This window comes from Proteus hauseri, assembly GCF_004116975.1.
Lineage (GTDB): Bacteria > Pseudomonadota > Gammaproteobacteria > Enterobacterales > Enterobacteriaceae > Proteus > Proteus hauseri.
The window spans coordinates 1,789,851-1,802,514 of sequence record NZ_CP026364.1 but is presented as its reverse complement, the minus strand read 5'-3'; the positions used below and the strand labels follow the sequence as shown (position 1 = coordinate 1,802,514).

Below are 12,664 nucleotides of genomic sequence, written 5' to 3'. Positions count from 1 at the left end.
CATCTAACCGAATAACACAAGTGAGGATCGGTGACAAAACGTAAATTATCTAAGGGCCAGCAACGCCGAGTACAAGAAAATCATAAAAAGCGTTTGCACAGCAAAGAGAAAAAAAACCACGTTGAATTAGACGATACACAATTAGGTGAAGCCACTGAAGGCCTAGTTATCAGCCGTTTTGGTCAACATGCGGATATCGAAGCTGCAGACGGCACAATAACGCGATGCAATATTCGACGAACTATCTCATCATTAGTGACTGGCGATAAAGTTGTCTGGCGCCCTGCATTACAAACTCAAGAAGGTGTACGTGTTAATGGGATTGTAGAAGCAGTACATGAACGAACCTCTGTACTGACTCGCCCTGACTATTATGATGGCATAAAACCTATTGCCGCTAATATTGATCAAATCATTGTTGTTTCAGCTATTTTGCCTGAACTCTCACTCAATATTATCGACCGTTATCTTGTGGCATGTGAAACATTAGATGTCGAGCCATTAATTGTGCTCAATAAAATTGATATGTTAGATGCTGACAGTAGAAAAACAGTAAGTGAGTGGATGCAAACTTACAAAAATATTGGTTATCGTGTTATTGAAGTATCGAGTCACTCGAAAGAGGGCTTAGATGATCTGACAAAAGAGCTTATTGGCAGGATCTCTATTTTTGCGGGTCAATCGGGTGTGGGCAAATCAAGCTTACTCAATGCGCTACTGCCACCAACTGAAGAGAGTATTGTTGTCAACCAAGTTTCTGATAACTCTGGTTTAGGCCAACATACAACGACAGCATCACGCCTATATCACTTTCCTCAAGGCGGTGATGTTATTGATTCTCCCGGCGTTCGTGAGTTTGGCTTATGGCATTTAACGCCCGATCAAGTTACTAAAGGTTTTATTGAATTTAGGCCTTATCTGGGTGGTTGTAAGTTCCGAGATTGCAAACATTTAGATGATCCGGGTTGCCTGATTAACGAAGCCGTTGAAAAAGGCGAAATCGATGAAACTCGTTTTGAAAATTATCATCGAATTCTAGAAAGTATGAGTCAGGTGAAAGTTCGTAAAAACTTTAATTCAGACTCTTAATAACAGATTCACTGACAACCCTATCAAGGGTAGGTACAATAGACCCCTTTTGTCTATTTTTTATCGTTCAATCCTAGAGGTTGCCATGTTGGACAAGCTAAAAATTAAACTACAGTATTTATTGCCTAAATTATGGCTAACACAGCTTGCAGGTTGGTTTGCAAATAAGAAAGCCGGTAGCATTACTCAATTTGTTATCAAGACTTTTGCCAAAACGTATAAAGTTGATATGAATGAAGCTAAAGACAGCCAATTTCAGGCTTACGCTACATTCAATGACTTTTTTATTCGTGCCCTAAAAGAGGGTGCTCGCCCTATCGTTGAAGGTGACAACCAGCTTGCTTTACCTGCCGATGGTGCAGTAAGCCAATTAGGTCTAATAAAAGATGATCAAATTTTACAGGCAAAAGGACATCACTACACATTAGAAGCGCTGCTAGCAGGTAATTTTATGCTGGCAGATATGTTCCGTAATGGTCAATTTATTACAACATATCTTTCTCCACGTGATTACCACCGAGTGCATATGCCATGCAGCGGTTTACTAAAAGAGATGATCTATGTACCTGGCGATCTTTTTTCTGTAAATCCATTAACCGCAGCTAATGTGCCTAACTTATTTGCTCGCAATGAACGCATTATTTGCGTTTTTGAAACTGCATTTGGCCCGATGGTACAAATTCTAGTTGGTGCAACAATAGTGGGTAGTATTGAAACTGTTTGGTGTGGCATGGTTACACCACCTCGCGAAGGTATTATTAAACGCTGGACGTATCCTCAAGCGGATAAGGCAGGCGCAATCTTCTTGAAAAAAGGCGAGGAAATGGGGCGCTTTAAACTTGGCTCAACAGTGATCAATCTTTTCCCTGAAAACAGTGTTCAACTAAATAAAGATTTAGTAAATGGCTCCGTTACATTAATGGGGGAACAATTAGGTTCCATTATTAATGTCGTTGACAATGAAAATTCCACTATCAACAAATAACATGTAATTCGGAGTATACCTTTGTGCGCCTGATAATCAGTCTGCTCTTCACGCTTTTTCTGACTGTTTCAATGACGACATCAGCATTATCCGCTGATGTAGAGAAATTACGTCAAGACATTAAACAACTTGAAGGAAGTACTAATCCTCAAGATATCGAGACGGTTCAGGCGCTACAAGGGACTATAAATTGGATTAATGATGGTGAAAAAGCACAAGCAAGTGCTGATAATTACCAAAAAGCAATTGATGATTACCCTCAAATGACACAAGAGCTTAGAACTAAGCTACTTGAAGAGAGTAATTCACTGCCTTCTATTCCTGAAAAAATCAGCATCCCTGATCTTGAACAAAAAATTATTCAAGTCAGTAGTCAGTTAATGGAGCAAGCAAGGCTCCAACAACAAGAACAAGATAAAAGTAGAGAAATAAGCGAATCATTAAACTTACTTCCTCAGCAATTATCTGAAGCGCGTCGCCTACTTAGCGATGCAACGGCGCGACTTGCCTCAGCCAGCACATCAGCCACCTCACTTGCAGAGGCTCAAAACAAGTTGACGCAAGCTGAAGTGAATGCGCGCAAAGCAATGGTAAATGAACTAGAAATTGCTCAACTTTCGGCGAATAACCGTCAAGAAATTGTTCGACTTCGCCTTGAGCTATTTAAAAAACGCTACCAACGACTTGATGTACAATTACAACAACTGCGCAGTTTATTGAATATTAAACGTCAAGAAGTCGCTGATCTCGCCTTAGAAAAAACAGAAATGTTAGCAGTACAAGGCGGTGAATTACCTGAATTTTTACGTAAACAGATTCAAACTAACCGTGAGTTATCTCAAATCCTCAATAAGCAAACGCAGGAAATGAGCCAACTGGCAGAAAAACAACGTATTACCAACCAGCAAACTCAACAAGTTCGCCAAACACTGACTACGATTAGAGAACAAGCACAGTGGTTGAGTGGTTCAACAGCCTTAGGTGAAGCATTGCGAACGCAACTTGCACGCTTACCTGAAATGCCTCGTTCACAAGAATTAGATAGGGATATCATTCAATTACGTGTTGAGCGCCTTGGCTACGAAGATATGCTGGAAAACCTCAATAAAGTCCAACCACCAGAACAAGCGACCAATGGTGCAAAACTACCAGAAGCTCAGCAATATATTTTTGATTCTTTAATTCAAGCACGACATGAGTTACTTAACTCACTGCTATCAGGTTACGATACACAAATCCTTGAATTAACAAAACTTAAGGTCGCCACAACTCAGCTATCAGACGCATTAAGAGAAACTAAAGACGCAACAAATCGGTATATGTTCTGGGTTGCAGATGTAAGCCCGATAAAATTTAATTACCCTGTTCTATTAATTAAAGATATCACTCGCTTACTTTCATTAGATACTTTCTCACAGCTTGGTCATGCAGCAATTAACATGCTCAAAAATCAAGATACCTTCTTATACCTATTTGTGACGTTATCTATTGTTGGCTTTAGTATTCGGACAAGAAAACACTACAACGCCTTTCTTGAAAGAGTCAGTAACCGCATTGGCAAAGTGACTCAAGACCATTTTTCACTTACTGTTCGCACCGTTTTCTGGTCCATTTTAATCGCGCTTCCCTTACCACTTTTATGGTCAGCAGTGGGTTATGGTTTACAAAGTGTTGAGTGGCGTTACCCGATGGCGGGTGCTATTGGTTATGGCGTAACCGCAGCCGCACCAGTGCTATGGCTATTTATGATCAGTGCGACATTTGCTCGTCCTAATGGCCTATTTATTTCACAATTTAAATGGAAAGAGAACCGTGTTAAAAAAGCGATGCGCTTTTATCAGCTCTCTATTTTTGTCATCGTCCCATTGATGATGTCACTTATCACTTTTGAATATTATAGTGATCGAGAATTTGCGCCTACAGTCGGACGTTTTTGCTTTTTATTACTCTGTATTGCGCTAAGTTTTATTACCTCAAGTCTGAAAAAAGCGCATGTTCCTCTCTATTTAGATAGACATGGCTCTGGCGACAACCTCATTAACAGCATTTTATGGTGGTTCTTGCTTATGGCCCCCGTTATCGCGGGATTAGCTGCCGTTTTAGGTTATCTCTCTACGTCTATTATTTTACTTGGTCGATTAGAGATGTCCGTGGCAATTTGGTTTGCCTTGCTAATTATCTACCATATTATTCAGCGTTGGATGCTTATTCAGCGCCGTAAACTGGCCTTCGAAAGGGCAAAACAAAAACGTGCTGAAATTTTAGCTCAGCGAGCAAAAGGCGAAGACGAAAATACGATAGTAAGTAGTAGTGGTGAAGGCTTAGCAGGATTAGAAATCGAAGATCAAGCTATCGACCTTGATGCAATCAGTGCACAGTCTATCGACTTAGTTCGTTCAATACTCACGATGCTCGCATTAGTTTCAATGATATTACTGTGGTCTGAATTAAATACTGCATTCTCATTCGTTGGCAATATTCGACTGTGGGATGTCACCTCTTCGATTAATGGTGTAAACACCATTCAACCGATCACTATGGGTTCTATTCTGGTTGCAGTACTTGTCATTATTATTACCGCACAGTTAGTCAGAAACCTACCTGCGCTGCTTGAATTAGCTATTTTACAGCACCTCGACCTGACACCAGGTACAGGTTATGCCATCACCACAATGACCAAATACAGCATCACTCTAATAGGTAGCATTGTTGGTTTCTCTTTATTAGGTATTGAGTGGTCGAAATTACAGTGGCTAGTGGCGGCTATGGGGGTTGGACTTGGTTTTGGTTTACAAGAAATTTTTGCCAACATCATTTCAGGGCTAATGATACTCTTTGAAAAACCAATTCGTATTGGTGATACCGTGACAATTCGTAATCTCACAGGAAAAATTAGTAAAATTAATACCCGAGCAACGACATTATCTGACTGGGATAGAAAAGAGATCATTGTTCCTAACAAAGCATTTATTACAGAGCAGTTTATCAACTGGTCATTGTCAGATTCAATAACTCGTATTGTAATGACAATACCCGCACCAGCGGAATGCAACAGCGAACAAGTCACTAACGTGCTATTAGAAGCGGCTCAGCGTTCTACGCTTATTTTAGATAACCCAGCAGCAGAGGTTTACCTTGTCGATCTACAACAGGGTATTCAGATATTTGAATTACGAGTATATGCCGCAGAAATGGGGCATAGAATGCCAGCTCGTCATGAGATACACCAAAACATTCTTGCTGCATTTGCTGAGCATGGTATTGCACTGCCATTCCCACCATTCCAAGCTAGAGTTGATATGATGGGAAATACTATTCGTAGTACAACTCGAAACTCTCAACGAGAAGTGGGTGGTTTATAAACTATCCTCATCGATTGTTCTGATAAAAAGCCACTATTACTTTTTAGAAAAATAAAGTTAAATAGTGGCTTTTTCTTTCATATTTCATTTTTATGCTCTCAATTTAATCTTCATATCAGCCTACCCACTTTATCATTACCTATATCTAACTGATCTAGCCTGTACAATTTAAGTACAAATTGTTTGCAAATCACTCAGATGATTATAATCAGATACACGCTTTTTTCTTTTTTTTGTTAAACAAAACTAATAGATAGTAACACGTGAAACTATTTAACTTATGTAAAAATAAGATAGTAATAAAGAGAGCATCATAAATAAATAGTTCTTATTTTGCATTTTTCCTATCAATATCTCTTTACTCAATTTATTTCACTAATAAAACGTCAATCCAAAGAAAATGAATATTGATTTACTAATGTGATTATTTCTGTTTATTGCGTTGAGTCTAGTTATAGCATCGAGATTCCACTTCCTCTTTTATTTCGCTTTAATTGACTCTCATATAAAAATCACTCTATTTATTGATCGAGATCATTACTGTTACGTTTTTGTACTTATCATTAACTCATAAAATGAGTGACGATATGCTATTTTTAGAACTTAATTTTATAAATTAGAATTAAAATCACATTTAAAAACTCCTAAGCCAAATACATTAAAACCTAAACTAAATATATTTAGCCCTTCCCTAACAGTCACCAACATAGCTTTACATAGCAAATTAATTCTACAAGACGAGATATAACACCTAAAATATTCTAAATTAGACTTGTTTTTTACTCTTTTACTGTTTTTATTTTTTGTCATCACCACAGTGATCATTTATAAAAATAATATAACAGCAAATTTCAATACTATTTTTATTTAAATCTATTTATTTTATTTTTATATAGTATTAATGAAAAATAAAAAAACAAATAATAACAATAAAAATAGAAAATAATTCATAATAACTTTAAACGTCAATTAAAAATAAATAAAAATCTAATAAAGATAAAAAATATAAAAATAGAAAATAAAAAAATTGTCTTGTTTTTTTATAAAAAAACAAAAAACATTAATTAAAATAAAAGATGAACACTATTTAAAATTAATAAAATATTATAAAAAAACAAAAAAGAAAAAATAAACATTAAATAAAGAAAAAGAACATAATTAAAAAGTAGTAACACTTCTTATAATGTTAATATTTATTAAACTCAATATAAAAACCAGTATTACTACCTATTAACAATGCTAAGATATATTGCTAGCTTCATTTGTAGCGAGTAATTAATAAACAATAATAAAAGGCTCCATTATGGAAAAATCACGTACAACACTCGACCAATGGATTACCTTACAAGCCGTCGTTGATTACGGCGGATTTGCTCAAGCTGCTGAAATACTGCATAGAACCCAGTCATCAGTGAGCTATACTATTAATAAATTAGAGCAAATACTGGAAATTGAAATCCTCTCATTAGAAAAAAGGCGGGCCGTGTTAACTCATGAAGGTGAGTTATTGCTTGAGCTATCAAGAGAAATCACTGAAAAAGCAATATCTCTAGAAAAAAGAGCTAAAAAAATAAAACAAAACAATAAGTTAAAAATAAACCTACTTATCGATCCATTATATACATCTGACTATCTTTTAAACAAAATATCTATTTTTATTCGAGATAATAGACACTATGATGTGAATATTAATAAGGTTTCACTTAATAAATCAGATATTTTTTCTCAAAAAGAAAATGATATTATTATTACTCATCATTATATTAAATCACTGCAACCTATTGTATTAGAAAGAATTAAAACTGTATTAGTCACACATCCAGAGCATCCATTACAACAGTATGTGGGTGATGAAATTTCTCAACAATTACAAAAGCATACCTTTATTTCACTCTTACCTGACACTTCAGAAAATAGTAATAGTATACAAAACGTTAGCGTTGGCTCTGTGGAAACAGCGCTTAATTTAATTCAGCATAGTATTGGTTATTCACGTTTACCGTTATCACTTATTCAAGATGAACTGAATAAAAAAACAATAAAACAATTAAATATGCAACAAGAAGAAAAAGAATATAAATTCTATCTCTATATGAATAAAAATTCATTTCCAACGGAGGATATTAAAATTTTATTATCAACAATAGGTAATAAAAACGCATAGTTAATTATTAAATAGCATCAAAATATATTTAATTAAATAAACGAACATTAAACAAATCGATAGTAAAACAAAAAAACTCATGTAAATGTTTATTAACTTAACAAATGAGCAATGTTATATTTTATTCGCATATCTTCTATGCAAATAAATCTATTCTTATAAATTAATTATTAAAGACTAAAAAGTAAATTTCTTTACTTTTTATATAGGACCGACCATGAGCAAATTAAATAAATCTCTCTATTTATTAGGGATGAGTCTCTCTCTGCTTTCTGCTCCTGCTGCATTTGCTTCAGGCACAATTAACTTTACCGGAGAAATAACCGATCAAGCTTGTACTGTTGATAGTACATCTAAAAATCTAACCGTAGATTTAGGAAAAGTTTCATCAAAAAGCTTAGCAACTAAAGGGGAAGTTGCTGGACTTAAAGATTTCACCATTAAACTTGTCGATTGCCCAGTAGATACAACTGTTGCAGTGCGTTTTGGTGGTACTCGCGATGCAATTGATAGCGATATTTTAGCCATTGATACTGTTGCTGGCGGCGCATCTAACGTTGGTATCGCACTGTTTGAAAAAGACGCTGTTTCTCAAATCAACCTGTATGCTGACTCAAAAGAAGTCATCATTCCTGGCACTGAAATCAATTTAGATTATGTTGCTCGTTATAAAGCAACCGCAAAAGCCACACCAGGCCCAGCTAACAGCTCTGCTGTATATAGCATCCAATACAAATAATAAAAATGGAGGGTAATCGTTATTACCCTCTTCCCCCATTTTCTCAACCTTATGGCCTCTTATGAAAAAGCATATTTTCTTAATTCTATTTTTGTTTTTTTCTCTCATAACGGTAAGCCATGCTGCTGGAATAAGTGTGGGAGGAACGCGTTTTGTTTATAACGATAGCAAACGTGAAATTAGTATTCCTATTATGAATACCGATAAAGAAAAGCCTTATTTAATTCAGAGCTGGGTTTCAGCGTATCAAGGCACAGAAAAATCGCCTTTTATTGCAACTCCGCCTCTGTTTCGTATTGAACCTGATAGCACAGGTACTGCACGAATTTCTTATACGGGAGAGCCTTTAGGCTCAAACCAAGAAGTCGTTTATTGGTTAAATATTAAATCAATTCCACCTGTTGAAAAAAGTCCTGAGAATCAACTGCAATTAGTTATTAATTCTCAGTTCAAACTTTTCTTACGTTCAAATGATATTGAACCTATGGATTTTAATAACGTTAAATTATCACAAAAATCCCAAGGTCTTGTTATCAACAACGACACGCCTTATCACCTGACGATTAAGCATATTTTAATTGGTGATAAACGCTATCCATTTGATGATTTTATTAATCCTCACCAAGAAATTGTATTGCTTAAAGAAAGCAATATTCACCAGAAAGTGACCGTGCAATTTATTAATGATTACGGCGCAACTGTAGATAAAGTATTAAATTAAGAGCGCATCGCTATGTCTTCATCAATAATGACTTTATCAAAAAAACAGTCTATTCCTGCGACTGAACATTACCGCTACTGCATGATTGCTATGGCTATTAGTGCAGTATTATTTCCTTATACAACAGCAGCACAAACCTTTAACCCAGAAGCACTCAATTTAGGTGTCGAAAATCAGGTTGCGGATATTAATAATCTTGACTATTTCTCTTATGCCGGTGGTCAACTTCCAGGTGTCTACTCTGTTGATATTTATTTAAATGAAAAATTAATCGATAACCGCCAAATTAGTTTTATCTTTGATGATGATAAAAAGGCTTTAGTTCCTGAAATCACGAAGCAAGATTTACTTAATTGGGGCGTTAAAGAAACGACAACGCCAACACTAAACCAACTCAATAGCGCTGCAACAATTACCGATATTGCGAGTGTTATTCCTAATGCCACGCATAAATATGATTTCTCACGAGCGCGTTTATCGTTTTCTATTCCTCAAATTGCTTTATACAATTATGGACAGGGTTATATTTCCCCTACAGAGTGGAACGATGGTATTAACGCCGCCTTTGTTAACTACACTTATCGCCAAAATAAATATTGGTATCAAGAGCAAAAAGATAGCAATAGTATCTTCTTGGGGCTTCGTAGTGGCGTCAATGTCGGTGCATGGCGGTTACGTAACCATAGTACTTACAATAAAAATAGCGATAATGCGTCGGAATGGAATAACCTACAAACCTACGTTGAACGTGATATTCGTAGCTTAAAAAGCCGTTTAACTATTGGGGAAACCGCATCTGATGACGGCATTCTTGAAAGTACACCTTATCGTGGTATTAAATTAGCCTCTGATGAAAGTATGCTGCCCCAAAGCCAGCGCGGTTTTGCCCCAGTAGTCAGAGGTATTGCACAAAGCAATGCCGTTGTAACCGTTCGCCAAAATAACAGCGTGATTTATCAAACATCTGTTCCTCCAGGAGAATTTGCTATATCAGACCTTTATCCCACCTCTTATAGCGGTGATTTACAGGTCACAATAGAAGAAGCAGATGGCACAACCAGAACTTTTTCTCAGCCTTTTTCTGCAGTTCCCATGATGCAACGAGCGGGTAGCTTAAAATACAGTTTCGATATTGGTAAATATAACGCTGATAATGCAGCAAGAAAGCCTACTTTTTTACAAACCACGGCTATTTATGGCCTGCCTTATAATCTCTCTATTTATGGTGGTACGCTATTATCAAGCGATTACCAAGCTTATGTATTAGGTACTGGTATAAATTTAGGTTATATAGGCGCGGTATCAACAGATATCACTTATGCTCGCACTACGTTACTTGATGATACTGATGCTCAAGGGCAATCTTATCGCATACAATATTCAAAATATCTGCCAGAGACAAAAACCGGCTTTTCATTAGCATCTTATCGTTATTCAACCAAAGATTACTATGATTTTTCATCGACTAACGAACAGCTTTCACATCTAAACCATAAGAAAAAACAATTTCAGGTTTCTATTTCTCAATCATTAGGTGACATCGGTTATCTTTCGTTAAATGGTTATCAACAATATTATTGGGATAGAGACAGAGTTGATCGCAATGCGACATTAAGTTTTAACTCAAATTATCGTTCTCTCAGCTATAGCGTTTCTTATGCGTACAATAAACGCCAAGATAATGAATTAACAGATCAAATTCTATCGATAAACTTCAGCCTTCCTTTTGATATTACTAATAATAACAATTGGTTAAGCTATCGCTATAATACCAGTAAGCAAGGTGATTCCATTAGCTCAGTTAGCTTAAGTGGAACCCAATTAGAAGATAACAATCTTCAATATGATATCTCACAAAACTATAATCACACCCGCCAAGAATATAGTGGTTCAGTCAACAGCAACTATACCGCTTCTGGTGGTGAATTAAGCGCAGGTTATAGCTATGACAAACGCTATCAATCAGTTAATTGGAGCGCAACAGGAGCATTATTAGTCCACCAAGGTGGTGTTACACCTTCTCGTACTATTTATGATTCTGCCATTTTAATTAAAGCCGAAGATGTTGATCATTTAAAAGTCAGCAGTACGCAGAGTTTATATACCAACTCTCAAGGTTATGCCGTGATCCCAAATGTTTCACGCTACGAGCGCAATAAAGTAACTGTAGATCCGGCATCTTTAACAGGTAATAACGATGTTGAATTAACATCAACAACAGTTATACCAACCAAAGGTGCCATTGTTTTAGCCGATTTCAAAGCAAGAAAAGGTGCCAGAGTGCTCGTCAGTTTGCATTATAACGGCGCAGTATTGCCATTTGGTACTCAAGTCGAGATTTACCAAGATGACCGCGTAATTTCTAGTGGGATCATCGCCAATGAGGGTGAAGTTTTCCTTAATGGCGTACCTGAACAGAGCCTATTACGTGCTAAATGGGGTAATAGCCAAACTGAGCAGTGCCAAGCCACATTAAAAGCGGATCTTTCATTAGAAAAAATTCAATTTTTACAACTGGATTGCAGATAGGTGATAAATATGAATAAGTATATAACGCTAGGTTGTCTGTCTGCTCTTTTGTATACATCAACCGGCTTGGCAGAATATCGAGCTGATATGAAAACAAAAACAGTGACTTACTCGACACCTATTTATGTATCCAGAACCGCACCAATATTAACTGAACTTGCGACGATAGACTTAGGCTCGATGAATGCATGGACATGGTGGAATACCACCGGCACTGTTAGACCTGGGATATATTTACCAGGCAGTTTATCAGCCTCTAGCCCCAAAGTCGGTGGGGCTTATGTTAAAGAGCTTGGTTCTAGCGGTGTCGGTTATACATTATATGGGTCAATCAGTGGTGGTTGCAGTGGAGCCGCTTATGTTGATGGTCTGCAGAATGTTGATGGTAACTATAGTAACCGTCTTATTTGTTCGACAGCCTCAAGCAGCAGTAATTATGCAGTATCATTAAAAATGACTCTGTACAAACTACGCAACGATGTTAAATCACAGACAATACCGACTACATGGGTCGCAATGTTGATTTTGTATAATAACGGCTTTATCACAAGTGATACTTATGGAAAGGTTGAACCTAAAATTAATCTCGCGCCATTAACTATTATTTCAAGTGGTTGTGATGTCGTGAATAATAATATTAATGTGCCGATGGGATCCGTCGCGAAGTCCAGCTTTAATGGTGTTGGCTCCGTTAGCCCTGATAGTATTAATGATTTTAATATTGATTTAAGTTGTGACCCAGTATCACCAATTAAAATTAAATTTGATGGCGTTGCGGATAGTAGCCAAACCGCAGGAACAATAACCTTAAATAATGCCAACGACACCAACACGGCGAAAGGCTATGGCATACAAGTTAAGTATCAAAATCAGCCGATAAAACTGGGTCAATTAATGACGATTAGTGAAAAAAATAACGGCGCTGGTAATTATTCTATTCCGTTAGAGGCCGGTTATATTCAGATTTCGGATACAACAACAGCAGGAAAAGCCGACGGTACATTACAATTTACGATGCAATATCACTAAGTTAATTAAGTACAGCGGTCACTATCAAAAAAGGCAGAACATGAGT

At 36.6% G+C, this 12,664-nt stretch carries 8 protein-coding genes; all 8 read left to right on the top strand.

Annotated elements, in window-relative coordinates; translation table 11 throughout:
• Positions 1-30 precede the first annotated feature (30 nt).
• The 8 genes from rsgA (at position 31) to PH4a_RS08200 (ending at position 12,618) form a co-directional block, all read left to right on the top strand.
• Positions 31-1,089 carry a small ribosomal subunit biogenesis GTPase RsgA gene (gene rsgA / locus PH4a_RS08235; RefSeq protein ID WP_064718585.1) on the top strand — a complete coding sequence of 353 codons (1,059 nt, stop codon included), beginning with the start codon at positions 31-33 and terminating at the stop codon, positions 1,087-1,089.
• A gap of 85 nt (positions 1,090-1,174) precedes the next feature.
• Positions 1,175-2,074, top strand: a complete 900-nt coding sequence (gene asd / locus PH4a_RS08230) for an archaetidylserine decarboxylase (RefSeq protein ID WP_208730480.1) — start codon at positions 1,175-1,177, stop codon at positions 2,072-2,074.
• Between the two features lie 23 nt (positions 2,075-2,097).
• The gene (gene mscM, locus PH4a_RS08225; protein WP_129039101.1) at positions 2,098-5,436 is read left to right on the top strand and encodes a miniconductance mechanosensitive channel MscM; all 3,339 of its coding nucleotides are present in this window, start codon (positions 2,098-2,100) and stop codon (positions 5,434-5,436) included.
• Between the two features lie 1,303 nt (positions 5,437-6,739).
• Complete coding sequence (locus tag PH4a_RS08220; RefSeq protein ID WP_129039099.1) at positions 6,740-7,600, top strand: LysR family transcriptional regulator; 861 nt, start codon at positions 6,740-6,742, stop codon at positions 7,598-7,600.
• A 217-nt stretch (positions 7,601-7,817) separates the two neighbouring features.
• The gene (locus PH4a_RS08215; RefSeq protein ID WP_064718581.1) at positions 7,818-8,339 is read left to right on the top strand and encodes a fimbrial protein; all 522 of its coding nucleotides are present in this window, start codon (positions 7,818-7,820) and stop codon (positions 8,337-8,339) included.
• 61 nt (positions 8,340-8,400) lie between these two features.
• A complete protein-coding gene (locus PH4a_RS08210; protein WP_129039097.1) occupies positions 8,401-9,060 on the top strand; it encodes a fimbrial biogenesis chaperone in 660 nt (219 codons plus the stop codon).
• 27 nt (positions 9,061-9,087) lie between these two features.
• Positions 9,088-11,589: a fimbria/pilus outer membrane usher protein gene (locus tag PH4a_RS08205; RefSeq protein WP_425273736.1), complete on the top strand. Its 2,502-nt coding sequence runs from the start codon at positions 9,088-9,090 to the stop codon at positions 11,587-11,589.
• Positions 11,590-11,598: 9 nt separating this feature from the next.
• Positions 11,599-12,618 (top strand): fimbrial protein, encoded by a 1,020-nt coding sequence (locus PH4a_RS08200; protein WP_129039093.1) that lies wholly within the window; start codon positions 11,599-11,601, stop codon positions 12,616-12,618.
• Positions 12,619-12,664: the final 46 nt, after the last annotated feature.